The sequence below is a fragment of the Bacillus sp. BS1807G30 genome, from assembly GCF_040047675.1.
Taxonomy (GTDB): Bacteria; Bacillota; Bacilli; order Bacillales; family Bacillaceae; genus Bacillus; species Bacillus altitudinis.
The window spans coordinates 2,002,392-2,026,330 of the sequence record NZ_CP157353.1 but is presented as its reverse complement, the minus strand read 5'-3'; the positions used below and the strand labels follow the sequence as shown (position 1 = coordinate 2,026,330).

General features: G+C 41.7%; 26 protein-coding genes. 23 read left to right on the top strand and 3 right to left on the bottom strand.

Translation table 11 applies throughout. From position 1 onward, the window contains the following. The 5 genes from ABG082_RS10320 (at position 1) to ypjB (ending at position 3,561) form a co-directional block, all read left to right on the top strand. On the top strand, positions 1-507 hold the full coding sequence (locus ABG082_RS10320; RefSeq protein ID WP_007500911.1) for a ubiquinol-cytochrome c reductase iron-sulfur subunit: 507 nt from the start codon (positions 1-3) through the stop codon (positions 505-507). Between the two features lie 2 nt (positions 508-509). Then, positions 510-1,184, top strand: coding sequence for a menaquinol-cytochrome c reductase cytochrome b subunit (gene qcrB / locus ABG082_RS10315; RefSeq protein WP_003215804.1), 675 nt, complete (start codon positions 510-512; stop codon positions 1,182-1,184). Between the two features lie 41 nt (positions 1,185-1,225). After that, complete coding sequence (locus ABG082_RS10310; RefSeq protein ID WP_008344567.1) at positions 1,226-1,993, top strand: menaquinol-cytochrome c reductase cytochrome b/c subunit; 768 nt, start codon at positions 1,226-1,228, stop codon at positions 1,991-1,993. A 102-nt stretch (positions 1,994-2,095) separates the two neighbouring features. Beyond that, positions 2,096-2,689: a DUF1405 domain-containing protein gene (locus ABG082_RS10305; protein WP_058214026.1), complete on the top strand. Its 594-nt coding sequence runs from the start codon at positions 2,096-2,098 to the stop codon at positions 2,687-2,689. Positions 2,690-2,754: 65 nt separating this feature from the next. After that, positions 2,755-3,561: a sporulation protein YpjB gene (gene ypjB / locus ABG082_RS10300; RefSeq protein ID WP_008344572.1), complete on the top strand. Its 807-nt coding sequence runs from the start codon at positions 2,755-2,757 to the stop codon at positions 3,559-3,561. A gap of 30 nt (positions 3,562-3,591) precedes the next feature. Here ypjB and ABG082_RS10295 read toward each other — a convergent pair whose 3' ends face one another. Continuing rightward, a complete protein-coding gene (locus tag ABG082_RS10295; RefSeq protein WP_003215598.1) occupies positions 3,592-4,464 on the bottom strand; it encodes a YitT family protein in 873 nt (290 codons plus the stop codon). Between the two features lie 137 nt (positions 4,465-4,601). On the opposite strand from ABG082_RS10295, the gene ABG082_RS10290 reads away from it, so the two are divergent. From ABG082_RS10290 to ABG082_RS10210, 17 genes are all read left to right on the top strand, one after another. Next, entirely contained in the window at positions 4,602-4,937 is a 336-nt protein-coding gene (locus ABG082_RS10290) for a nucleotide pyrophosphohydrolase (RefSeq protein ID WP_008344575.1), read from the top strand. A 5-nt stretch (positions 4,938-4,942) separates the two neighbouring features. Beyond that, complete coding sequence (gene dapB / locus ABG082_RS10285; protein WP_017359745.1) at positions 4,943-5,746, top strand: 4-hydroxy-tetrahydrodipicolinate reductase; 804 nt, start codon at positions 4,943-4,945, stop codon at positions 5,744-5,746. 17 nt (positions 5,747-5,763) lie between these two features. Beyond that, on the top strand, positions 5,764-6,183 hold the full coding sequence (mgsA, locus tag ABG082_RS10280) for a methylglyoxal synthase (protein ID WP_048001888.1): 420 nt from the start codon (positions 5,764-5,766) through the stop codon (positions 6,181-6,183). Beyond that, positions 6,170-6,874, top strand: coding sequence for a bacillithiol biosynthesis deacetylase BshB1 (gene bshB1 / locus ABG082_RS10275; protein ID WP_025207539.1), 705 nt, complete (start codon positions 6,170-6,172; stop codon positions 6,872-6,874). Before mgsA ends, bshB1 begins: the two co-directional genes overlap by 14 nt. Before the next feature lie 2 nt (positions 6,875-6,876). After that, positions 6,877-8,022 carry an N-acetyl-alpha-D-glucosaminyl L-malate synthase BshA gene (bshA, locus tag ABG082_RS10270; RefSeq protein WP_348936074.1) on the top strand — a complete coding sequence of 382 codons (1,146 nt, stop codon included), beginning with the start codon at positions 6,877-6,879 and terminating at the stop codon, positions 8,020-8,022. After that, positions 8,015-9,217: a CCA tRNA nucleotidyltransferase gene (locus ABG082_RS10265; protein WP_017367495.1), complete on the top strand. Its 1,203-nt coding sequence runs from the start codon at positions 8,015-8,017 to the stop codon at positions 9,215-9,217. Before bshA ends, ABG082_RS10265 begins: the two co-directional genes overlap by 8 nt. Beyond that, positions 9,190-10,173, top strand: a complete 984-nt coding sequence (locus ABG082_RS10260) for a biotin--[acetyl-CoA-carboxylase] ligase (RefSeq protein WP_272511661.1) — start codon at positions 9,190-9,192, stop codon at positions 10,171-10,173. Before ABG082_RS10265 ends, ABG082_RS10260 begins: the two co-directional genes overlap by 28 nt. Positions 10,174-10,372: 199 nt before the next feature. Next, positions 10,373-11,212 (top strand): 3-methyl-2-oxobutanoate hydroxymethyltransferase, encoded by an 840-nt coding sequence (gene panB / locus ABG082_RS10255; RefSeq protein WP_008344587.1) that lies wholly within the window; start codon positions 10,373-10,375, stop codon positions 11,210-11,212. Beyond that, positions 11,209-12,075 (top strand): pantoate--beta-alanine ligase, encoded by an 867-nt coding sequence (panC, locus tag ABG082_RS10250; RefSeq protein ID WP_348936073.1) that lies wholly within the window; start codon positions 11,209-11,211, stop codon positions 12,073-12,075. The genes panB and panC overlap by 4 nt, the downstream gene beginning before the upstream one ends. After that, a complete protein-coding gene (gene panD, locus ABG082_RS10245) occupies positions 12,068-12,451 on the top strand; it encodes an aspartate 1-decarboxylase (protein WP_017359738.1) in 384 nt (127 codons plus the stop codon). Before panC ends, panD begins: the two co-directional genes overlap by 8 nt. 115 nt (positions 12,452-12,566) lie before the next feature. After that, positions 12,567-15,359: an ATP-dependent DNA helicase DinG gene (gene dinG / locus ABG082_RS10240; RefSeq protein ID WP_348936072.1), complete on the top strand. Its 2,793-nt coding sequence runs from the start codon at positions 12,567-12,569 to the stop codon at positions 15,357-15,359. A 132-nt stretch (positions 15,360-15,491) separates the two neighbouring features. After that, a complete protein-coding gene (locus ABG082_RS10235) occupies positions 15,492-15,662 on the top strand; it encodes a YpmA family protein (RefSeq protein WP_008344594.1) in 171 nt (56 codons plus the stop codon). A gap of 12 nt (positions 15,663-15,674) precedes the next feature. Beyond that, positions 15,675-16,160: a cell wall elongation/penicillin-binding protein regulator TseB gene (tseB, locus tag ABG082_RS10230; protein ID WP_008344597.1), complete on the top strand. Its 486-nt coding sequence runs from the start codon at positions 15,675-15,677 to the stop codon at positions 16,158-16,160. Positions 16,161-16,276: 116 nt separating this feature from the next. After that, a complete protein-coding gene (gene asnS / locus ABG082_RS10225) occupies positions 16,277-17,569 on the top strand; it encodes an asparagine--tRNA ligase (RefSeq protein WP_024718525.1) in 1,293 nt (430 codons plus the stop codon). A 97-nt stretch (positions 17,570-17,666) separates the two neighbouring features. After that, positions 17,667-18,371, top strand: a complete 705-nt coding sequence (locus ABG082_RS10220; RefSeq protein WP_008344601.1) for a DnaD domain-containing protein — start codon at positions 17,667-17,669, stop codon at positions 18,369-18,371. A 17-nt stretch (positions 18,372-18,388) separates the two neighbouring features. Further along, entirely contained in the window at positions 18,389-19,051 is a 663-nt protein-coding gene (nth, locus tag ABG082_RS10215) for an endonuclease III (RefSeq protein WP_348936071.1), read from the top strand. Then, entirely contained in the window at positions 19,048-19,557 is a 510-nt protein-coding gene (locus ABG082_RS10210; RefSeq protein WP_348936070.1) for a YpoC family protein, read from the top strand. The genes nth and ABG082_RS10210 overlap by 4 nt, the downstream gene beginning before the upstream one ends. Positions 19,558-19,592: 35 nt before the next feature. On the opposite strand, the gene ABG082_RS10205 is transcribed toward ABG082_RS10210, so the two are convergent. Together ABG082_RS10205 and recU are read right to left on the bottom strand one after the other, a co-directional pair. Continuing rightward, positions 19,593-22,265, bottom strand: a complete 2,673-nt coding sequence (locus tag ABG082_RS10205) for a PBP1A family penicillin-binding protein (RefSeq protein ID WP_348936069.1) — start codon at positions 22,263-22,265, stop codon at positions 19,593-19,595. Between the two features lie 19 nt (positions 22,266-22,284). Beyond that, positions 22,285-22,920 carry a Holliday junction resolvase RecU gene (recU, locus tag ABG082_RS10200; protein ID WP_142156170.1) on the bottom strand — a complete coding sequence of 212 codons (636 nt, stop codon included), beginning with the start codon at positions 22,918-22,920 and terminating at the stop codon, positions 22,285-22,287. 46 nt (positions 22,921-22,966) lie between these two features. On the opposite strand from recU, the gene ABG082_RS10195 reads away from it, so the two are divergent. Continuing rightward, positions 22,967-23,923 carry a DUF2515 domain-containing protein gene (locus tag ABG082_RS10195; RefSeq protein WP_348936068.1) on the top strand — a complete coding sequence of 319 codons (957 nt, stop codon included), beginning with the start codon at positions 22,967-22,969 and terminating at the stop codon, positions 23,921-23,923. Positions 23,924-23,939: the final 16 nt, after the last annotated feature.

The window sequence follows — 23,939 nt, the reverse complement described above, 5'->3', positions numbered from 1 at the left end:
ATGAGCGAGAAGAGACATGGAGTGTCCAGGCGTCAATTTTTGAATTACACGTTGACCGGCGTGGGGGGATTTATGGCCGCTGGAATGCTCATGCCTATGGTTCGCTTTGCGCTTGACCCTGTGCTAAAAGGAACAGAGGATCAGGATATGGTTCAAGTTGTCAGTGTAGATGAACTGACAAAAGAACCGAAGCGCTTTGACTTTAAAATTGATCAAGTAGATGCATGGTATGAGTCAAAGGAATCTAGGTCTGCATGGGTGTACAAAGAAGGGGATGAAATTGTCGCTTTATCGCCAATCTGTAAACATTTGGGATGTACAGTGAACTGGAACAGTGATCCGAAAAATCCAAACAAATTTTTCTGCCCATGCCATTATGGGCTGTACGACAAGGATGGTACAAACGTACCCGGAACTCCACCGCTTGCACCGCTTGATCATTATAAGCAGCAAGTGAAGGACGGATACCTCTATCTTGGAAAAGCTGTGCCGAAAGGGGAAGGGTAACGATGCTTAACAAGATTTACGATTGGGTAGATGAGCGGCTGGACATCACACCGATATGGAGAGACATTGCGGATCATGAAGTGCCTGAGCACGTCAATCCAGCACATCATTTCTCTGCTTTTGTGTATTGTTTTGGCGGTTTAACGTTTTTTGTGACGGTCATTCAAGTCCTTTCGGGCATGTTTTTAACGATGTATTATGTACCGGATATTAAAAACGCATGGGAATCTGTCTATTATTTGCAAAATGAAGTGGCATTCGGACAGATTGTAAGAGGGATGCACCACTGGGGTGCGAGTCTAGTCATTGTTATGATGTTTTTACATACGCTGAGGGTCTTTTTCCAAGGGGCGTATAAAAAGCCTAGAGAGCTAAACTGGATTGTCGGTGTGCTCATTTTCTTTGTGATGCTTGGACTTGGTTTTACAGGATATCTTTTACCGTGGGATATGAAGGCGCTATTTGCGACGAAGGTTGGTCTTCAAATTGCAGAGGCGACACCTTTCATTGGGAAAGAGATTAAAACGCTGCTTGCAGGTCATCCTGACATTGTAGGTGCACAAACGCTGACGAGATTTTTCGCTATCCATGTCTTTTTCTTGCCAGCGGCATTATTTGGGCTGATGGCTGCCCACTTTATTATGATTCGTAAGCAAGGAATTTCTGGACCGCTGTAAAATTTTGCGTTTGATGAATGTTCAATGAGGAGGGGATGACTTTGCATAGGGGAAAAGGGATGAAGTTTGTCGGAGATTCCAGAATACCGGCAGAAAGAAAACCTAACATACCTAAAGACTATTCCGAATATCCGGGAAAAACCGAAGCCTTTTGGCCGAACTTTCTTTTAAAGGAATGGCTTGTAGGTGCTGTTTTTTTAATTGGATTTCTTGTCCTAACTGTTGTTCATGCACCTCCGCTTGAGCGGATGGCTGATCCGACAGATACGGGCTATATTCCGCTGCCAGACTGGTATTTCCTATTTTTGTACCAGTTGTTAAAATATGAGTTTGCTGCAGGGAGTTATACGGTAGTTGGCGCAATGATTATGCCTGGAATTGCGTTTGGTGCTCTTTTACTCGCGCCATTTCTTGATTCTGGTCCTGAACGCAGGCCATATCGAAGACCAATTGCAGTTGGGATGATGATTCTTGCAGTTGGTGCAGCAACCTATTTAACATGGGAGTCTGTTGCTACTCATGACTGGGAAGCAGCTGCGAAGCAAGGTGAAATCAAGAAAGAAGCAGAGATTGATACCTCAGCTGAAGAGTATAAAATCTATCAAGAGCAGACATGTATCTCCTGTCACGGAGATAATATGCAAGGCGGGGCAGCTGGACCGTCACTTGTTGACAATGGTTTAGCACCAGAGGAAATTGCGAAAATCGCTGTAGAAGGTAAAGGCAACATGCCTAAGGGCATTTTTAAAGGCAGCGATGAAGAACTTGAAAAGCTCTCGAAATATTTATCTGAGGTCAAATCTAAATAATTCAGTTGTTTAAATGCAAGTACAAGGATATACTCAAAAGGAGAAAAAAGCTGGCGCTGTCAGCTTTTTTCTGATTTTAACAGATCGTGAGTGAAGAGAAATATGAGATGGATTCAATATCTGCTAGCCACACGCTACATGCTTGTGCTGGTGCTCATTGTCAACTTTCTTGGTACTGTGTACGGCTACTACTGGTATATCCCGCAGCTCGTTGAGACGCCGGCTATCTTTTTACCTTTTGTTCCAGACAGTCCGACGGCAAGCTTTTTCTTTTTATTTGTATTACTAGCCTTTCTAATGAAACGCCATGCTCCTTATTTTGAAGCACTGGCCCTTGTCACCTTGATCAAATATGGATTATGGGCTGTAGGGATGAATCTTTTCGTGCTCGTTTCTGTTGATGATTTTCCGTGGGAAGGATATATGCTAATTGGTTCGCACTTTGCGATGGCGGTACAGGCTGTGTTATTTGCGCCGTATTATCGTTTTCACATGCGTCATTTGGTTGTAGCAGGCATATGGATTTTACATAATGATGTGATTGATTATGTATTTGGAATGATGCCGCGTTATTCTATGCTTTCTGCCTATTCAAATGAGATCGGCTACGTGACGTTTTGGTTAAGTATTGCCGTTCTTCTTGTTTCGTATTATCTTGTCCTCTCGAAAAAATCGGTCAAGCTTGAACTCCCTTAACAATGTTGGTCTAACCTTGTCCTTTTCTTCATACGCTGTATGGAGAAAGGCTAGGAGGGACTTGCATGAAACGAAAGTCAATCGCGATGATTCTATTATTATTTCTTGTCTTGCATCCAGCTGCTGCAAAAGGTGAGGAAACAACAGCTGCTAAAGCGCTGCAAGAATTAACGGAACTATCAGATTCAATCTTTCAATTAACGAGACAAGCTAAATATGATGAGGCATTACAAGTTGCATTGTATGCTGAAAAGACATTTAAAGCTGAGAATTGGCGTGGAACTCTGACGAATACGCAGGTTCGGCAAATTACACTTGGCTATCAAGATATCATTAAAGGACTCCCGCAGGAAGACTTAAATGAGCGCGAAAAACTTCGGTATGCCTCTCAGTTTAGAATGCTTCTCGATGCGATACAATCAAATTCAGAACCTCTTTGGGGATCTCTCGAGAAGCCGATTATGGGGTCTTTTCCGACATTAAAGAAAGAAGTAAAAGATCCAGAATCGACGACGTTCTATGAAACTTGGAATGAGCTGGTTTCATTGTATGATATGATTTATCCGAGTTTAACCATTGATATCTCGCCTGAAAAGCTGCAAACGATTAAGCAGCACATGGAAGTAATTGAACAAGGTGAATTTTTAAAAGCATCGAGTGGGACAAAGCTTGAGCGTCTCACGAAACTCGAAGAAGATTTATCAAGTGTGTTTGCGAACGTTGATCAAGATGAAGCGGATCCATCGCTTTTATGGGTCATTTTAACAACAGGAAGTATGATTTTACTCACTTTAACGTATGTTGGGTTTAGGAAATACCGTGCTGAAAAAGAAAAAAAGCAAAAGCGACAAGCCGATTATCCAAAGTCATAAAAAAAGAAGCACCGTTATCGGGCTTCTTTTTTAATGGGGATTGAGCGGCTTTTTATGTTCATCTAATGTGAAGCCTTCACCAAGTACGTCATGCACGTCACTCACTGATACAAAGGCATGAGGGTCGACGGAAGTTACGACGCTCTTGAGGTGGACAAGCTCATTTTTTGGAACGACGCAGTAAAGGACGTTGCGTTCCTGTTTCGTATAGGAGCCGACACCCTTTAAAATGGTCACTCCGCGCTCCATTTCCTCTGTGATTTTCTTTTGAATGATGTCATCCTTTTCAGAAATAATCATCGCTCCTTTGGCAGCGTAAGCGCCTTCTTGCATGAAGTCGATGACTTTTGCAGCAACAAATACGGCAACAAGTGTATACATGGCTTCTTTGTAATTTAAATAGGTGAGAGAGATGGTAATGACGCACGCATCGAAGATAAACATCGTTCTTCCCATTGCGACTTGATAATGTTTGTTGATCAGTCTTGCAATAATGTCAACGCCGCCTGTTGTCCCGCCGAATTTAAAGATGATCCCGAGGCCTGTTCCGATAAACACACCTGCAAAGAGTGCGGCTAAGGCTAAATCGTGCTGAAGAGGCATATGTATTTGAAAGCGCTGGAAGATGGCTAGAAAGACAGAAAGACTGACGGTTCCTACAATTGTATATGTAAACATGGTTCTGCCAAGCATTTTCCAGCCGATAAAAAAGATCGGAATGTTTAACACAAGGTTTGAAATAGATGGGTCAATGTGAAATAGAAAATATAAAAGCAGTGTGATACCTGTAAATCCGCCTTCCGCCAAGTTGTTCTGCATATTAAAATGAACAAGGCCGAAAGAAAAAATCGCAGATCCTATTAAAATAAACACGATATTTTTAAGACGAATTTCTTTTAGCAAAAGATCACTCCTTTTTTTGCTTAGACAGCGATAATATTATATGGTATGGAAGAGAAACAAGCAAACTGAGTTTTAAACATTTGTCAAATATTTATGATTTCGCTAACATGTAAGAGATGGATAGGAGGATGAGCTTCATGACGAATGAAAAAACGCTGCGTCACGTGCAGCAAGAAGTAGATGATTACATAGGACAATTTAAAGAAGGCTATTTCAGCCCGCTTGCCATGATGGCCCGTCTGACAGAAGAATTAGGTGAACTGGCAAGAGAGGTTAACCATTACTATGGAGAAAAGCCGAAAAAAACAACTGAAACAGAAAAAAGCATGGAAGAAGAAATTGGCGATGTGCTGTTTGTGTTAACATGCCTTGCCAATTCACTCAATATATCACTTGAAGAAGCCCATGATCGTGTGATGCATAAATTCAATACAAGAGACAAAGACCGCTGGACGAAAAAAGAAGGGAAGTAGAGAAGATGACGAACCAAACCATCAAAGTCGTAATCGCTGGAGCAAGAGGAAGAATGGGGATAGAGGCTGTCAAGCTGGCAGAAGAAACAAGCCATTTTGAACTGGTAGCAGCACTTGATCACACACATGAGGGGAAAAAGCTATCTGATGTGCTTCATACAACATCTGATGCGCCCATTTATACGGATATTGACGTGTGTCTTTCAGAAACAGCACCAGATGTATTAATTGATTTGACGACCCCAGAAATCGGGAAAGTACATACAAAAAAAGCCCTTGAACATGGCGTACGTCCAGTCGTAGGCACAACAGGTTTTTCAGAAGACGACCTAAAAGAACTTCAGCAATTAACAGAAGAAAAAGGGATAGGCTGTATTATTGCGCCTAACTTTGCTGTTGGTGCTGTTTTAATGATGAAGTTTGCCAAAATGGCAGCAAATTATTTTCCTGATGTTGAAATCATTGAGCTTCATCATGATAAAAAATTGGACGCTCCGAGCGGTACAGGATTAAAAACGGCTGAAATGATTGCTGAAGTAAGAGAAAGCAAAAAACAGGGGCACCCTGAAGAAAAAGAACTAATCGAAGGTGCACGAGGAGCAGATTATGATGGCATCCGCCTTCACAGCGTAAGGCTTCCAGGCATGATTGCTCATCAAGAAGTGCTGTTTGGAATGGACGGACAGACGCTCACGATCCGTCATGACTCTTATAACCGTGCATCATTTATGTCAGGTGTGAAGCTTTCTGTTGAACAGGTGATGCATATTGATCAACTCGTCTATGGCTTAGAAAATATTATCGACTAATAAGGAGTGGACCCCTGATGAACATTGCTTTAATCGCTCACGATAAGAAAAAAAGTGACATGATTCAATTCGCCATTGCGTATCGAGATATTTTGGCAGATCATACACTTTATGCAACAGGAACAACAGGTTTAAGAGTGAAAGAAGCGACTGGGCTTCCCGTTCATCGTTTCCAATCAGGACCACTTGGAGGGGATCAGCAGATTGGTGCCATGATTGCTGATAATGCAATGGATCTTGTGCTCTTTTTTAGAGACCCTCTCACTGCACAACCGCATGAACCGGATGTATCTGCACTCATCCGGCTTTGCGATGTGTATGCCATTCCATTAGCGACCAATATGGGGACTGCCGAAATTTTAGTCAGGAATTTAAATAAAGGTACGTTTGATTTTCGAGATGTAGCAAAAAACGGAGGAACACATGAAACCACTTGATATCCTTGCATTCGGTGCCCATAGCGATGATGTAGAGATCGGTATGGGTGGAACGATTGCAAAATACGTAAAAAAAGGGGCACGTGTTGGGATTTGTGACTTGACTCAGGCTGAATTATCTTCAAATGGAACGGTTGAAAGCCGAAAAGAAGAAGCCAGAGCAGCCGCTGCCATTTTAGGCGTCACGACTCGAATCCAGCTCACGCTGCCAGATAGAGGACTTTATCTCAATGACGAAGCGATGAAAGAAATTGCAGGTGTCATCCGAACATACAAACCGAGACTTATTTTTGCCCCGCACCACCAAGATCGACATCCTGATCATGGTCATGCGGGTTCACTTGTAGAAGAGGCCGCTTTTTCTGCAGGTATACATAAATTTGAAGATTCATACAAGCAGCCAGCGCATAAAATAAGCCAGATGTATTATTACATGATTAACGGCCACCATCGTCCAGATTTTGTGATCGATATCTCAGACGAGATGAACCAAAAAATTGATAGCTTACATGCGTATAAAAGCCAATTTGTCAAAACAGAGAGTTCAGTGGAGACACCGCTTGTAAATGGTTATATTGATTTTGTCAAAATGAGAGAGTCGATGTATGGAAGGGAAGTCAATAAACCTTTTGCAGAAGGGTTTCTGACAAAGAAGCCACTTTTGATGGATGATGACTTACTTGGGGGGTAATTATGAAAAAATTGAAGATCGGAATCACTTGTTATCCAAGTGTTGGCGGATCGGGCATTATTGCCACAGAGCTTGGAAAACGTTTAGCTGAAAAAGGGCACGATGTTCATTTCATTACCTCGAGTATTCCGTTTAGACTCAATAAAGTGTATCCGAATATTTATTTTCATGAGGTGGATGTCAATCAATATGCTGTGTTTCAATATCCGCCTTATGACCTTGCACTGGCAAGTAAACTCGCAGAAGTGGCAAAACGAGAGAAGCTTGATATTATTCATGCGCATTATGCGGTCCCTCACGCCGTCTGTGCGTTCTTAGCTAAGCAAATGACTGGACAGTCTGTCAAAGTCGTCACCACGCTTCACGGCACGGATATTACGGTTTTAGGCTATGACCCATCTTTAAAGGAAGTCATCCGGTTTGCGATCGAATCATCTGACCGCGTAACGGCTGTATCACATTCATTAGCTGCGCAGACATACGATCTGATTAAACCGAATAAAAAAATTGATACGATCCATAATTTCGTCGATGAGCGCGTATATTTGCGTGAAGATCACGAAGTGCTGAAGACGCATTATGGTCTTCTGCAGGATGAGAAGGTCGTCATTCATGTATCAAATTTCCGTAAAGTGAAGCGGGTGCATGACGTGATCCATGTGTTTAAACAGATTTCTGAACAGGTGAATGCAAAACTGCTACTGATTGGGGACGGCCCTGAAAAATCGGTTGTTTGCGAGCTTGTGAAAAAGCTTGGATTAACGGACCGCGTGTTATTTTTAGGCAAGCAAGAGAAGGTGGAGGAGCTCTATTCGATTAGTGATTTGAAGCTGCTGCTTTCTGAGAAAGAGAGTTTTGGTCTTGTACTACTTGAAGCAATGGCATGCGGAGTACCTTGTATAGGAACAGACGTTGGAGGAATTCCAGAGGTGATTGCACATGGAGAGACAGGATTCCTTGTTCCGCTTGGTGATGTAGATGGAGCAGCAAAACATGCCATCACTATTCTGAAAGACAATGCGCACCATCAGCAAATATCGATGGCAGCCAAGTCTAGTGTGGAAGCCAATTTCTCTTCTGACAAAATTGTGAGAGAGTATGAAGAGCTTTACTTAGAATTGATCGAAGGTGATGTTGAAGATGAATGAACCATTCACACATGCGATCCCTATTTTACATACGCTGCACGAACATGGGTATCAAGCTTATTTTGTCGGCGGTGCGGTGAGAGATGTCCTTTTAGGCAGGGAAGTTGGGGATATCGATATTGCGACAGATGCCACACCTGATGTGGTGGAGTCTTTATTTGATAAAACAGTAGATGTCGGCAAAGAGCATGGCACTGTTATTGTTTTACTTGACGGGGTCAGCTATGAGGTCACTACGTTTCGGACTGAATCAGAATATGAAGACTTTCGCCGGCCTAAAGAAGTGGCGTTTATTTCATCACTAAAAGAAGATCTTTTAAGAAGAGATTTAACGATCAATGCAGTAGCCATGGATATTCATGGTGACATCATTGACCATGTAGGCGGTAAGCGGGATATTAAGCGGAGACGAATTCAAACGGTTGGAGATCCTGCGTGCCGCTTTCAAGAAGACGCGCTTCGGATGATGAGAGCGGTGCGGTTTTTAAGCCAGCTCGGGTTTGAGCTTTCTAAAGAGACGGAAGAAGCCATGAAAAAAGATAAACACCTGCTTGCCAACATATCTGTTGAGCGCAAAAAGATTGAAATGGAAAAACTTTTAAAAGGACGCTACTGTGAGCAAGCCATCAAGGTGCTCATCTCCACCAAATTGTATGAAGAATTGCCTGGCCTCAAAAAGGATCAGCTGAATGAAACGTTCCAAGCTTTCCCGTATTATTTATTGGATGGGTTAGATGAGGTGTGGGGAGCCTTTATCCATTTACTTGGTCTAGATGAGGCGGAGGCGGTGTCCTTTTTAAAAGAATGGAAGTTATCAACGAAACTTTTAAAAGAAGCCGTTGCCATTAGCAAATATGTTGATTGTGACTGGGATGCGGAAAAAATGTTTGAAGCTGGTGAACATGTCCTGCTTTCTAGTATGAAAATCACGCAGCTCAAACATGAGCGTCGCATTTTCTTTGATGAGCTGGAGGCGGCGAAACGTTCATATGATGCGCTGCCGATTAAACAGCTTCAAGACCTTGCAGTGTCAGGAAAAGATTTGATGGCCTTTCGGCAAAAGCCAGCTGGTAAATGGATTGCAGAAGAGCTTGCTTCTGTGAAAAAAGCCGTTTTGCAAAACCAGCTTGAAAACCGAAAAGAAGCCATAGAGGAGTGGCTCATAGCGTGCGATCAGCGATTAGAAAACGATTAATTGAACTATTTACAGCATCTGAGCAAGATTTTGTCTCAAGCCAGCAAATATGTGATGAGCTTGGCTGCTCCCGAACGGCAGTATGGAAGCATATAGAGGATTTGCGAAAAGAGGGATATGAGGTCGAAGCGGTCAGAAGAAAAGGATACCGGCTGCTTCGTAAACCGGACAAAATTAGTGAAGACGAAATTCTGTTTGGTTTGGAAACAGAGCTGTTTGGCAGGCATATTTATTTTCAAGAAGAAGTCGCCTCAACTCAGCTCATTGCCCATGACCTCGTCAATAAAGGAGCCCCGCACGGCTCGCTTGTTGTCAGTGATCATCAGACAAACGGAAAAGGACGCCTTCAAAGAACGTGGCACTCACCAAATGGGACAGGCATATGGATGAGTTTGATTCTCCGGCCAGAAATACCGCTGCACAAAGCGCCGCAAATGACGCTTTTAGCATCTGTCGCGATCGCTGAAGCCATAGCGCAGCAAACGGGTCTCAGTCCATCGATCAAATGGCCAAACGATATTTTGCTAAACGGAAAAAAGGTCGTTGGTATTTTGACTGAATTAAAAGCAGAAGCTGACCAAGTTCACGCAGTCATTATTGGCCCAGGCATTAACGTGAATCAGACGGCAAATGATTTTCCTGAAGAATTAAAGGATGTTGCGACGAGTTTGCAAATGGAGCTGGGTGAAAAGGTAGACAGAGCGGCACTGATTCAAACCATCATGTCCACCTTTGAAAAAAGGTATGATGAATATATGACATATGGTTTTGCTCCGATCAAACAATTATGGGAATCGTATGCGATGACCATTGGAAAGCGTATCATCGCACGCACCGTCAATGGACAATATGTTGGAACGGCGCTTGGGATTAATGATGAAGGCGTTCTCTTACTCGAAACGGAGGGCGGAATCCAAAACATCTACTCCGCTGACATTGAGATCAAGTCAACTTAAGTGGAACACCCGGCACATTTTTGATATACTTCGTGTGGGCAGTATCTGAAAAAGAACTGTACCTGTTAGGAAGAAAAATTCGATAAATTTCTGCCTTGATCCTAAGGGACTTGGACAGAGGGATGATTCGTCTGCACATGAGAGATAAAAGCGTGTGAGATCAGACAAGCCATCTCCTCTCCAGAATGAGGAGGAACAAATGAAGACAAAGTTAGATTTTTTCAAAATGAAAGAACAAAACGAACCTATCGTGATGCTGACAGCATACGACTATCCAGCTGCAAAGCAAGCGGAAAAAGCGGAAGTCGACATGATCTTAGTTGGTGACTCACTTGGGATGGTTGTCCTTGGACTTGATTCCACAGTGCAAGTGACGATGGATGATATGATTCATCACACAAAAGCAGTCAAAAGAGGCGCAAAAGACACATTTGTTGTGACGGATATGCCATTTATGTCTTATCATTATTCATTAGAAGAAACGATGAAAAATGCAGCACGCATTATGCAAGAAAGCGGTGCTGATGCCTTAAAGCTTGAAGGTGGAGACGGAGTATTTGAATCCATTCAAGCACTTACAAGAGGCGGCATTCCTGTTGTAAGCCATTTAGGGCTCACCCCTCAATCAGTCGGTGTCCTTGGCGGCTATAAAGTGCAAGGAAAAGACAAAGAGAGTGCACAGAAATTGATTGAAGATAGTCTAAAATGTGAGGAAGCAGGTGCCATCGCCCTTGTGTTAGAGTGTGTACCTGGTGAACTGACAAAACGGATTACTGACATGCTAAAGATTCCTGTGATCGGAATTGGGGCAGGGGCTGAAGCAGATGGACAAGTTCTCGTTTACCATGATGTGGTAGGGTACGGCGTGTCTAGAACACCTAAATTTGTGAAACAATACGCGCAAATCGATGCTGTATTAGAAGAAGCGCTCATACAATATACAAAAGAAGTAAAAGCACGCACATTCCCAGAGGATGCTCATACCTTTCATATGAAAGAAGAAGTCCTTGATGGTTTATATGGGGGGATCAAGGAATGAAGGTTGTTTCCCATATTCATGAATTAAAAGAAATGATCAAGCAGCATCAAAAGAAGCAGCATTCCATTGGATTTGTCCCTACAATGGGTTTCCTTCATGAAGGACATCTTACGCTTGCAAAAGAAGCAAGAGATCAAAATAACATTGTGGTGATGAGCATCTTTGTCAATCCATTGCAATTTGGACCGAATGAAGACTTTGAATCCTATCCAAGAGATATGAAAAGAGACCAGCGTCTTGCTGAAGAAGCTGGAGTAGATATATTATTTACACCTGATGTGAAGGAAATGTACAAAGATGAGCCATCGATTACGATGACTGTTCAAAAGCGTACAGACGTCTTATGCGGGAAGAAACGCCCAGGACACTTCGACGGCGTTGTCACGGTGCTCACAAAGCTGTTTCACCTTGTCGCACCAACCAATGTATACTTTGGTCTAAAGGATGCACAGCAAGTCGCTGTTATCGATGCGATGATCAAGGATTTCTTTTTTGATCTTCACCTTGTGTCTGTTCCTACTGTTCGAGAAGAAGACGGTTTAGCGAAAAGTTCAAGAAACGTGTATTTGTCTGAAACAGAAAGGCAAGAAGCACCTGCTTTATACCGGGCATTAAAAAAAGGACAGACAGCTGTAGAAAAGGGTGAACATGATGTAAATCGTATTTATCAATTAGTGGAAGAGGAGATTCTTCAAACAAGTGGAGAAATCGATTATATTGAGATTTACTCCTATCCAGAGCTTGAACCCCTTCAGCACTTAACGGGGCAAGTGATCATTGCCATTGCTGTGAAGTTCTCCCGGGCAAGACTGATTGATAATGTGATTTTCCATGTTCCTGAAAGCGGTGAAAAACATGTATAGAACTTTTATGACCTCGAAACTTCATAAAGCGACAGTGACTGAAGCAAACTTACACTATGTAGGCAGTATTACTATCGATGAAGATTTGCTTGATGCGGCAGGCATGATGGCAAATGAGAAAGTGCAAATTGTCAATAATCACAATGGTGCTAGACTTGAAACATATATCATCCCTGGAGAAAGAAAGAGCGGTGTCATTTGTTTAAATGGTGCGGCAGCAAGATTGGTTCAGCCAGGAGATGAAGTCATTATTATCGCTTATGGGATGTTGTCAGAGGAAGAAGCGAAATCGCACACACCTAAAGTGGTCGTGTTAAATAAACAAAATCAAATTGAACAAATGATTGGGCAAGAGCCTGCGAGAACGATTTTATAACGCACGCTCACATGGAAACAGAACAGTTTCATCATAAGGAAGCTGTTCTGTTTCAGCTATATTGCCCAGAGTGTGTTTCACTATGAGTGGAACGAGGAATTGAGGTGTCCATTTTATGACCGATCAAAGGTTTGTTGTCGTTGATATTGAAACCACCGGGAATTCACCAAAAAAAGGTGATAAAATCATTCAAATTGCTGCGGTGGTCATTGAAAATGGACAAATTGTCGAACGGTATTCAAAATATGTGAACCCAGGGAAAACGATTCCTGGATTTATTGAACAGCTGACAGGTATTAAGCAGCACATGGTTGATGACGCGGTGTTTTTTGAGGACATTGCCCAAGAGGTGTATGATCTCATACAGGGCGCTTATTTTGTTGCGCACAATGTTCATTTTGATTTGAACTTTTTAAACGATGAACTAAAAGCATGCGGGAAAAATGAGCTGGATGTGCTAGCGATTGATACGGTTGAAATTTCTAGAATTCTTTATCCTGAGCTTGAAGGTTATAAGCTAACTGAATTAAGCGAAGAGCTCATGCTTCCACATGACCACCCGCACAGGGCGGATAGTGATGCGGAAGTTACTGCCATGTTATTTTTAACCTTATTACATCAATTAAGGAATACACCGCCAAATGTGTTAAAACAGCTTCGCAGGTTATCCTCTTATCTTCTAAGTGATATAGGACTTTTAATTAAGCAGCTTGAAACCAATCACACGAGTCAGGATGATTCGCTTGTAGAAGTAGGATCTTTTGCTGTGAAAGATGTGACCAATCCTATCACTGAATCGACATATGCAGTAGGCGCTGACGACGAGCAGCTGTTTGAGGAGATAAAAGAGAAGCTTCCTCAAACATTAGAAGGCTATGAAGTAAGAGAAGGCCAGCTCACGATGATGAACAAAGTAAGAGATGCGTTCCATGAAAGAGCTTATGCGTTAATTGAAGCGGCGCCGGGAATCGGGAAAACACTCGCTTATCTTATACCAGCTGCTTTAGAAGCAAAGAAATCAGGAAAACCTGTCATTATCAGTACATATTCTATTTTACTGCAGCAGCAAATGCTTCAGCGCGATGTTCCGCTACTCAAGCAGTTGCTCCCATTTGAGCCAGCCGCCTGTGTGTTTAAAGGGCGGGCACATTATATTTGTTTAGATAAGTTTGAGCATGTCCTGCATGAGGAAGATGATAACTATGATGTTGTCTTAACAAAAGCGCAAATTTTAATGTGGCTTCTTGTCACTGAAACAGGTGATTTGTCTGAACTGAATTTACCGTCAGGAGCTGCAAATATAAAAGACCGTATCTCTTGTGTACACATGCCATTTACATCGAAAAAACGCCGTTTTAAAGAACATTGTTTTTATGAACGGGCTAAACGAAAGGCTCAAACCGCTGATTTAATTTTGACGAATCACCGCCTGCTTTTATCCCAAACGGAAGGAGCTTCTATCTTTCAGCATGCAGACGTCTATGTGATTGATGAGGCCCATCAATTTGAAAAAACAGCCAATGAAACGCTAGGTGACAGTGCGTCTTATATCCAGCTTCATGCGAAATTAACGCAGCTTGGCTCTTTGCATGGCGGGCTGCTTAAGAAATTGAAAAAGAGATTTCATGGGGCAGGTTTATCAACTGACACCTTTATTGAAATGGACGAGTATCTTCAGCAGCTTCAGATGGAAAGTGACGCATTTTTTAGTACCGTTCATTCTTTTGTCAAAAGGACAAAACCAAAAGCGGACATCAATCGTCTCATTCATAGAGTCCGTCATCATTCAAAACATGCTCAGTGGGTCCGAATTAAAGAATCAGCGAGTAAGCTTTGTTCATTATTAATTGCTTGTGAGAAACTGTATGAGCAGCAAAAAAATGAGCTGCTTCACAAAAGTGATCAGTTCATAGAACACTTTGCATTTGAAGCAGAAGAATACGATCAAGTGATGTCGTTTATGCAGACATTCTGCAGTACGCTGTACCGGTTTATCTTTGAACCAAACAATGATGAAACCGTTTGGATTGAGATTGATGCAAAGGGTGCCAAGAATGCTGTCTTTATGCACGCACAGCCGCTGGATACAGGGGAGCTGCTAGCTGATCGGTTCTTTATGAACAAGAAAAGCGTCGTCCTCACATCAGGGACGCTCACCATCAATCGACGCTTTGATTATTGCTTGGAACGATTTGGCCTGCAAGATTTTTATCCACACCTTGTCCAAATTGATTCACCTTTTGAACTTGAAAAACAGCTTAAGGTCGTTGTACCGGCTGACATGCCACCGATCACAAACCGTGATGAACGCGATTATGTGAAGCAAGCTGCAAAATATATTAAGATCATGGAAAAGCAGGATCAAGCGAAAATATTGGTGTTATTTAATTCACATGAGATGTTAAAAGCAGTGTATGAAGAGCTGAAATCAGAAGGTATGCAATCGGCATTGTTTGCTCAAGGTTTGACAGGTGGGAGCCCTGTAAAATTGACGAAAATGTTCAAATTGGCTAAGCAAGCCATCTTGCTAGGAACAGGGAGTTTCTGGGAAGGTGTGGATTTTCCTGGCTCAGAGCTAACGACCGTCATTATGGCAAGGCTGCCTTTCCGCCCGCCCGATTCACCGCTCATTGAAGCAAAATGTGAAGCGGCAAAAAAACAGGGGAAGAATCCCTTTAAAGCCGTCGCTCTCCCGGAAGCTGTGTTAACTTTTAAGCAAGGAGCAGGCCGCTTGCTTCGCTCGGAAAAAGACATCGGAACATTGCTGATTTTAGACCGCCGAGTGAAAACCGCTTCGTATGGAAAACTATTTTTAGAATCACTTCATCATGCGCCAGTTCACGAGATGTCCAAAGAGTCGCTTGAGGCGTATATAGAAAAGCTTAACAACGAAAAGCCGCTGTCATAAGCGGCCTTTCGCTGGTGTGGGTTTGGAGTTAATTTATCGTAACGGCTTTTTATGTTCCGTTGTAAAAATAGTATCGGTTCTCACATTGAAAAGTATGACTAACAATATTTACGTACCGAGGAGGAATTAGAAGTGGAAAGTAAAATAGAGGTACTTTCAACTGTTCAAATTAAGCATTCAGAAGACCTATACAAAATCGTCGATTTGCTCAACAGAACGCTTAAAAGGGAAGATCTTATGTTTGGATTAGCATTAGATCAAGAAGATCAAAATCAAGCGATATTTACCATATATCGCACATAGGGGAAGCTTGACATGAAAAAAATAGTTTGGATTATTTCATCCGTTGCTGCGCTCGTTTTACTCATTGGCATCATTAGCTTTTCGTGGATTTATCAAATGGCCATGGGACAAAAAGAAGAAGGTCATGAGTCAGCGATTGAACGAGCAAAAAAGCAAGCATCATTAGCACAAGTAGAGCAAGTGGATACCTTTGTTGGGAAAGAAAAGCAATTTATTGTGGAAGGTAAAAACAAACAAAACGAAGCGATCTATGTGTGGGTACCTGCCAGCAAAAAAGAAAAAGTCATTGCTAAAAAAGCAAAAGAAGGCATTACTTCAAACCAAGCAGTACAAGCCGTTCAAAAGGAGAACACCATTTCTAAGCTAAAAAATGTTCAATTAGCACGAGAAGGTGACGTCCTCCTTTGGGAAGTAACGTACTTAAATGAGAACAACCAATATAGTTTCAGCTATGTTGATTTTACGACAGGACGAGTGGAAAAAAATTTAACACCATAGTTTCTTCTGTCTTGCGTTGACCATGCTGATTTAGAACGGTTATAATAAAATGTATGAAAAAAGAATCACACCTATCTAACAAGGTGAGTTTCTTTCTGGCTTTGGAGGGAAATATGTTGAAAACAACTATTAATCAAGTGTTCAAACACGTCGATGAAGAAGTAACCATCGGCGCATGGATTGCCAATAAACGTTCAAGCGGGAAAATTGCATTCTTGCAGCTTCGCGACGGGACAGGCTTTATTCAAGGAGTCGTTGTAAAAGCAGAGGTGGAAGAGGAAGTCTTTAAACTTGCGAAATCAGTGACACAAGAGACATCGGTCTATGTCACAGGACAAGTAACAAAAGACGAACGTTCACCACTTGGTTTTGAATTACAAGTGAAATCCATTGAAGTGATTCACGAAGCAACAGATTACCCAATTACACCAAAAGAACATGGAACAGAATTCTTAATGGATCACCGTCATTTATGGCTGCGTTCTAAAAAACAGCATGCCATTATGAAAATCCGTAATGAAATTATTCGTGCTACATATGAGTTTTTCCATCAAGAAGGCTTCGTGAAAGTGGATCCGCCAATCTTAACAGGAAGTGCTCCAGAAGGAACAACAGAGCTGTTTGCTACTAAATATTTTGATGAAGATGCATACCTTTCTCAAAGTGGACAGCTTTACATGGAAGCTGCTGCGATGGCACTCGGAAAAGTATTCTCATTCGGTCCAACATTTAGAGCTGAAAAATCGAAAACGAAACGTCATTTAATCGAGTTCTGGATGATCGAGCCTGAGATGGCATTTGTTGAATTTAATGAGAACCTTGAGTACCAAGAAAATTATGTGTCTCACGTTGTTCAAAGTGTACTTGAAAATTGTAAAGTAGAACTGCACACACTTGGCCGTGATACAGCAAAATTAGAAAACATCAAAGCACCATTCCCGCGCATCACATATGATGAAGCGATTAAATTCTTGCAGGATAAAGGATTTGATGACATTGAATGGGGAGATGACTTCGGTGCGCCGCACGAAACAGCGATCGCCGAAAGCTATGATAAACCAGTCTTTATCACTCATTACCCAACCTCATTAAAACCATTTTATATGCAGCCTGCACCAGACCGTGATGATGTCGTCCTTTGTGCAGATTTAATTGCGCCAGAAGGCTATGGAGAGATTATCGGCGGTTCTGAACGTGTTCACGATTTAGATCTGCTTGAAGCAAGGTTAAAAGAACATGGGTTAGATCAAGAAACGTACAAATGGTACACAGAATTAAGACAGTATGGTTCTGTACCACATTCAGGTTTTGGTCTTGGACTTGAACGAACAGTTGCTTGGATTAGCGGAGCGCCGCATGTGCGTGAAACAATTCCATTCCCAAGATTATTAAACCGTTTATATCCTTAAGACGTGAAAGCCTCCAATATATGGAGGCTTTTTCAAACGTCTTAAGGACAGCACGTATGAAAAAACGTGATATACTGAAAGTGAAGAGGTGTATCCGATGAAAAGGCAGCAATTTATAGATATGCAGAAAATGGGTTCGACCAGTTTGCCTAATTTGCTGATTGCTCATTATGAGCAGTTAGGACTGAATGAGTCACAAATGATGGTCATGTTAAAGATTAAAATGAATGAAGAACAAGGCGTCTTTTTTCAGACATTTGAAGAGCTTTCACATGGTATGACCATTTCGGCCGAAGAATGTGCTTATATGGTGCAGTATTTGATTCAAAAAGGGTTTATTTCGATCCAGCCGTTTGAAGACAGGTCTGGTATTCAGCATGACCGGTACTCGGTAGAACCCTTATGGGGTGTGCTGTATGACTTTTTAGAAGCAAAACAGGCGAAAGACGTACAAAAAAATCATGTCCAGGCTGAAAAGTCTTTATATGCGCTATTTGAAGATGAGTTTGGCAGACCACTTTCTCCTCTTGAAGGGGAAACACTCTCGATCTGGATGGACCAAGACCATCATGATGCTGAAATGATTCGTCTTGCTCTAAGAGAAGCCGTTTTATCAGGAAAATTAAATTTCCGCTATATCGATCGAATTTTATTTGAGTGGAAAAAGAAAGGGCTGAAAACAGCGGAAGAAGCGAAAGAGCATAGCCAGCATTTCCGTTCACAGCAAAAAGCCCCACCTTCAAAAGAAGAAACATCTTCATATAAACGACAAGTTCCTTTTTATAATTGGCTGGAACAATAACCAATAAAGGAGAAGGCATGTTATCAAAAAAACAAATCAATGAATGTTTAGATATTATAGGAGATATGTTTCCAGAGGCTGAGTGTGAGCTTGTTCATTCCAATCCATTTGAACTAGTGATTGCTGTCGCACTCTCAGCGCAATGTACAGATGTTCTAGTGAACAAAGTGACCAAACATCTATTTCAAAAATATAAAACACCAGAAGACTATTTAAGTGTGCCGCTTGAAGAGTTGCAGCAGGATATTCGTTCGATCGGTCTTTATCGTAATAAGGCAAAAAACATTCAAAAATTAAGCCAAATGCTGATTGAAGATTATGGCGGTGAAGTGCCAAGAGATCGAGATGAGCTAATTAAGCTCCCAGGGGTTGGACGGAAAACAGCAAATGTCGTTGTGTCTGTCGCTTTTGGAATTCCCGCCATTGCAGTAGATACACATGTCGAGCGTGTCAGCAAACGACTTGGGATTTGCCGCTGGAAGGATTCTGTTCTTGAGGTAGAGCAAACCTTAATGAAGAAGGTGCCAAAAGAGGATTGGTCCTTGACCCATCATCGTCTCATCTTTTTCGGCAGATATCACTGTAAGGCGCAGCGGCCGCAGTGTGAATCTTGTCCACTTCTTGATATGTGCAGAGAAGGGCAGAAGAGGCTGAAAAAAGGGCTGGTGAAACTGGCATGAGCGGAGCATCTGTTTTCACTTCATATGTCGAAAAGCTTAAAGAGAAAAAGGTAGAGATAAGCGGCGAAATAAAGGATATATTAAGAATTAATCCACTCGCATTTGATCTATCTTCAGAATCTTTACTAGATGAGCAACCGTGGCAGAAAACGGAAGAATTTGTTCCTTTGATGTTTGATCTGTGGAATGAATTAAAAGACAACATGCTTCCTCGCTTTCAAACGAGAAAATCTCGGTGTGAAGAGGATGATATGCTGCAAGGCATTGTCAGTATGATTGCAATGTTTTACTGGATCAAAGGAGAGAAGCTTCAAACCATTGATTGGGAGGAAATCAAACAACAGACGTTTCCAGTAGCCCCCATTAACTGGACAGAACGATTAGAGTTTATTTTGCTTAAACCTACTCAATATCATTGCTTTATTCAATTGGACGAGTTATACACAGAGCTCAAAAAGCAGTATGGAAAATATGAAGCACTCAGAAAGTTAAAACAAAATCGTTAAAAAAGCACTTGCCACATAGGGCAAGTGCTTTTTTGTTACTCGTTTTCTTTGCGTGAAGTAGAATTTGACTGAGTATTTGAGCTTTGAGAATTGGCTTTCTCGTCGTCTTTCTTTTTATCTTTATTGGCATCGCTCTGTGAGTTGCTGTTTCCATTTGTACTGTCTGAGCCATCACCATTTTCGGTATTTCCGCCTTGATCTTTTTTATCATCAGGCTTCTGCTCATCAGTGCCACCTTGGTTTTGATTATCATCTGTTTGATCTGTCTGCTCATCATCAGGTTGCTGTGGCTCTTCTTCTTCTTTGTTCTCATCATCTGCTTTTTCTTCCTCTTCTTCGTCATCTTTAATGGTGAGGAAGGTAGAAGCAGCTTTACTTGTGACATCGTCTACAGTCGCTGTCACTTGGAATTTATAGGTGGATCCTGGCTTTACATCAGAGATGACGGCTTCTTTAGAAGAGCTGTTTTGAATGTCTTTATAGCCGCCATCATCGACCGCTTGCTTCACATTAAATGTTGCATCTGCATCGTCATCATAACCCCAAGTGAGTGTAATCGATTTTTTCTCTTCATCATACACCGCTTTTAAGTCAGATGGTTTGTCAGCTTCTTTCTTTTCATATGTGTCAGAAACTTTTGTTGGGACAGTTCCTTTGACGAAGTATTCCGTTGTCTTCTTATCACTTGGTGTGTTTGGTCCAGCTAACTTCGCTGGATCTGATCCTTTTTCAACCGTTGCTTCAACGACACTGTCTGGCTTTTCAAATGAGCCGCTTCCATCATCAATTTGAGAAATTAATTTCTGGAAGACCACTTTGGCAACACGTTGTTCATAATCCGTGAGCCACATTTTGCCGTCCGCATCTTTTGAGTTGCCGATTCCGGTCCACACAGCTGCTGTGTATTGCGGCGTGTAACCGACAAACCATGAATCTTTCGCACCACCAGAAGGGATGTTGTATTTATTAATATCATCTTGTGTAAAGTTGGTTGTACCTGTTTTACCAGCTACTTGAACATTCGGTACTTGTGCGAGTGTACCTGTTCCAGATTGTACAGCAGTTTTCAGCATATCTGTGATCATAAATGCAGTGTAATCACTCATGGCTGCTTTAGAGTCTGGAGTTAAGTCAAGCTTCGTTCCGTCATTAAATTCAACAGACGTTACGGCATGCGGTTCATTATAGTATCCGTTGTTACCGAATGCACTAAATGCACCAGCCATTTTAAGTGAAGAGACACCTTCGTCAAATCCGCCGATTGAGTAAGACTCAGGAATGTCAGAAGGTAAGTCCAGACCTAAGTTATTGGCGAATTGAACAGCATTATCTGTACCAGCTTCTTGGAAAGCTTTTAAAGCAGGGATGTTTCGTGATTGTGCCAAAGCACTTCTCATCGACATTTTCCCTAAGTGTCTTCTGTCAAAGTTGTTAATTGGTGTACCGTTAGAGTACGTATAAGGCGCATCATCAATTTGCTGATATGTTGACCATTTTTTGTTTTCAATTACAGGGCCGTAATCTAAAATTGGTTTGATTGTAGATCCCGGCTGGCGTTTTGCATCAGTGGCATAGTTAAAGCCGCCGGCTGGCACATCACGTCCACCGCCAATGGCACGAATTTCACCATTTTTTGTATCTAGCAGGGTGACTCCAGCTTGCATACCTTTCGTAAATCCGGCTGAATCCCCATTGATGATGTCATCCAGATGATCCTGTGCTTTTCGATCAAGAGAAGTATAGATTTTTAATCCATCTGTTGATACATCTACTTTGGCTTTTTTCTGTACTTCTTCCATGACTTCTTCAATATAAGCAGAGTACTTACTTGAGTTTTGACTCTTATATTTATCAGCTGAAACAACGGTTTTGCTGACAGGTGTTGCTTTTGCTTCCTCATAATCTTTTTCTGAAATATAGCCTTGTTTTTTCATTAGACCTAAAACGATATTACGGCGTTTTTCCGCTGCCTCTGGATGTTTCACAGGGTTATAGGCAGAAGGACTTTGCGGCATACCCGCAAGTGTAGCAGCCTGTGCTACAGTTAGTTTATTTAAATCTGTCACTCCGAAAAATTGTTCAGCCGCTTTCCCAACCCCATAAGCATAAGGAGAGAAGAAAATACGGTTTAAATACATTTCTAAAATTTCATCTTTAGAGTATTTTTGCTCAAGCTGAATCGAGAGCCACACTTCCTGAACTTTACGTTTTAACGTCTTTTGATTGTTAAGCAGGGAGTTCTTCACAACCTGCTGTGTAATCGTACTTCCACCTTCTGCTCCAAAACCGTCCTCGACGTTTGCGACAAGAGCACCGCCAATACGGATAGGATCAATCCCGTGGTGTTTATAAAAACGTGCATCCTCAGTTGCAATAAACGCATCTTTTACCACGTCGGGTATATCTTTAATCGAGACATACGTTCTTTTCTCCGCCCCGACTTCTGCAAAGACTTTTTTGTCTTTATCATAAAGTTTTGAAGAATACGGCGTTTTTAGCTTGCTATCATCAATAGAAGGAGCGCTTGATGCAAAAACGGCAAAAGTTGTGATTCCGGCTACTAAACAAAGAAGACCGATCACGAGTAAAGATAAAAATATTTTTTTAAATAGACCTGCTTTCTTTTTGCCTTTTTTGTTCTTTTGCTTCTTATTGTTTTCTTGACTTGCTTTACGTCGCTGTTCACGACTTGTAAATTGATCAGACATCACATCTCAACCTTTCGTGTTAAACCTTTTTCGAACGTAAATGCTGCTTGCTTTCATCCGAAAAATGAAGTGTCTCCACTACTTTAATATAATCAATTCTTGGCGAATATCCAAGTGTCATGAGGTGGCCTGCTTCCATTAATTCATCCTTGCTAATGGATTTACGGCCGTTTTGCTGCTGCCGCTCCCAAAAGAAGAAGAGGTCAGAAGCGGACAAATAATAAACGGAACCAAATGCGGATATAATAACAAAACAAATACCGCCTTGCTTTTCAACCTGTTTCATATGCTCAATTTGATGGTTGTGGAAATTTTTGAGCGGAAACGAGGTGGTGCTTTTGGTTTCCTTTGCTTCAAAATCGATATAGCGCCCTTTGTATACCCCGTTGTAGTCTGTTGTGGAGGATTGTTTAAAATAGGCTTCTTTAATGACAGCAGCGCTTCTTTTTGGATAATCCACATTGACAATTTGAACAGGGGTAGGCTTTTTATGAATGACTGCGATCCCGTTGACCAAATAGTACTGGTTCGTTTCATTTAAGTCAGCTTCAAGCGTCATCCCGCGGTTACTATAAGATGATTCGCCGCTGATTCTTTTTTTTGTCCCAATTTGTTGAATGGGCTGATACGATTTTCCGTTAGGATACCGAATCATCAAGTTTCAGCCTCCTTTTAATGCATTTTGTATTGGAGAGATCACCATGTTGTCACAACAAGAGCACATGATTACCCAGCATATTTTACATGAAACGAAAGCGAAAAATAAGGACAACCTGACAAGGACAAATGCGTACAAGCGCTTTTATGACCGTCATCCAGAGATGAAATGGTCTCTGCTTGCTTCTTTTGTCTCGAGAAATGCTGGATGGTCCATGACAGATTTAAAAGGCGAGCTCTTCCATCCGGGTTTAACGGATCAGCAAGGGCATCTGTTCTTTACAGCGTATGAAAGAGCGAATTGGCTGATCTTTTCAGATGCTTACCCGCAGCTTCTCTTGTATGAATGGTCAAAAAGGTGCCGCAAACCTTTATTTCATTTGCTGTCCCATTTCGGTGTGTCTCGTTTTATGAGCGCTGAGTGGGAACGATTTTGGCAAAAGCGTGACAGAGAGCGATTGCTGCATGCACTCATCATAAATGAACAATATACTATACAATCTCCTATTATACAAAATCCTCTACTGAAAAAGAATGTTTTTCACTCGATTCAATATCTTTTCAGCGAGTGGGCACATTTTCAAACTGTCGTTTTTCCGACAGTAGACGGGCATTTGTACGGGTTAACCATACGAAAGTTTTCCCAAGTAAAAGAGCGCATTACGTTAGGGAAAAAACTAGCAAAACTATTGTTTCGAGCCGATTTGTTTTCGGATTTTTATCATTTTTTGCATACCGTGCCGCATACGGGATCTCGATTTGATTTTGAATCGTTTTTAGGGATTGCGCGAAGGTCAAGCCCTTTCCTCAGAACGGTGTATCCAGTCATGACACATTCATTAGACGATCAAAGGGAAGATTGGTTTCAAAAGAAATTGAGTCCATCCTTGTTTGAAGCAGAGCGTTTACCAAAACAAATTGAGCTGACCGACTGGTATTTTCATAAAAAAAGGCAGCTTCGTTTTCTTTTCTCATTAGAACACTATTTTTTGCATAAATAAAAAGCAGGGGGTACCT

Coding starts and splice junctions, on each gene's coding strand:
- ABG082_RS10320 (WP_007500911.1), top strand. CDS start 1: ATGAGCGAGAAGAGACATGGAGTGTCCAGGCGTCAATTTTTGAATTAC.
- qcrB (WP_003215804.1), top strand. CDS start 510: ATGCTTAACAAGATTTACGATTGGGTAGATGAGCGGCTGGACATCACA.
- ABG082_RS10305 (WP_058214026.1), top strand. CDS start 2,096: ATGAGATGGATTCAATATCTGCTAGCCACACGCTACATGCTTGTGCTG.
- ypjB (WP_008344572.1), top strand. CDS start 2,755: ATGAAACGAAAGTCAATCGCGATGATTCTATTATTATTTCTTGTCTTG.
- ABG082_RS10290 (WP_008344575.1), top strand. CDS start 4,602: ATGACGAATGAAAAAACGCTGCGTCACGTGCAGCAAGAAGTAGATGAT.
- dapB (WP_017359745.1), top strand. CDS start 4,943: ATGACGAACCAAACCATCAAAGTCGTAATCGCTGGAGCAAGAGGAAGA.
- mgsA (WP_048001888.1), top strand. CDS start 5,764: ATGAACATTGCTTTAATCGCTCACGATAAGAAAAAAAGTGACATGATT.
- bshB1 (WP_025207539.1), top strand. CDS start 6,170: ATGAAACCACTTGATATCCTTGCATTCGGTGCCCATAGCGATGATGTA.
- bshA (WP_348936074.1), top strand. CDS start 6,877: ATGAAAAAATTGAAGATCGGAATCACTTGTTATCCAAGTGTTGGCGGA.
- ABG082_RS10265 (WP_017367495.1), top strand. CDS start 8,015: ATGAATGAACCATTCACACATGCGATCCCTATTTTACATACGCTGCAC.
- panB (WP_008344587.1), top strand. CDS start 10,373: ATGAAGACAAAGTTAGATTTTTTCAAAATGAAAGAACAAAACGAACCT.
- panC (WP_348936073.1), top strand. CDS start 11,209: ATGAAGGTTGTTTCCCATATTCATGAATTAAAAGAAATGATCAAGCAG.
- panD (WP_017359738.1), top strand. CDS start 12,068: ATGTATAGAACTTTTATGACCTCGAAACTTCATAAAGCGACAGTGACT.
- dinG (WP_348936072.1), top strand. CDS start 12,567: ATGACCGATCAAAGGTTTGTTGTCGTTGATATTGAAACCACCGGGAAT.
- tseB (WP_008344597.1), top strand. CDS start 15,675: ATGAAAAAAATAGTTTGGATTATTTCATCCGTTGCTGCGCTCGTTTTA.
- ABG082_RS10220 (WP_008344601.1), top strand. CDS start 17,667: ATGAAAAGGCAGCAATTTATAGATATGCAGAAAATGGGTTCGACCAGT.
- nth (WP_348936071.1), top strand. CDS start 18,389: ATGTTATCAAAAAAACAAATCAATGAATGTTTAGATATTATAGGAGAT.
- ABG082_RS10210 (WP_348936070.1), top strand. CDS start 19,048: ATGAGCGGAGCATCTGTTTTCACTTCATATGTCGAAAAGCTTAAAGAG.
- ABG082_RS10205 (WP_348936069.1), bottom strand. CDS start 22,265: ATGTCTGATCAATTTACAAGTCGTGAACAGCGACGTAAAGCAAGTCAA.
- recU (WP_142156170.1), bottom strand. CDS start 22,920: ATGATTCGGTATCCTAACGGAAAATCGTATCAGCCCATTCAACAAATT.
- ABG082_RS10195 (WP_348936068.1), top strand. CDS start 22,967: ATGTTGTCACAACAAGAGCACATGATTACCCAGCATATTTTACATGAA.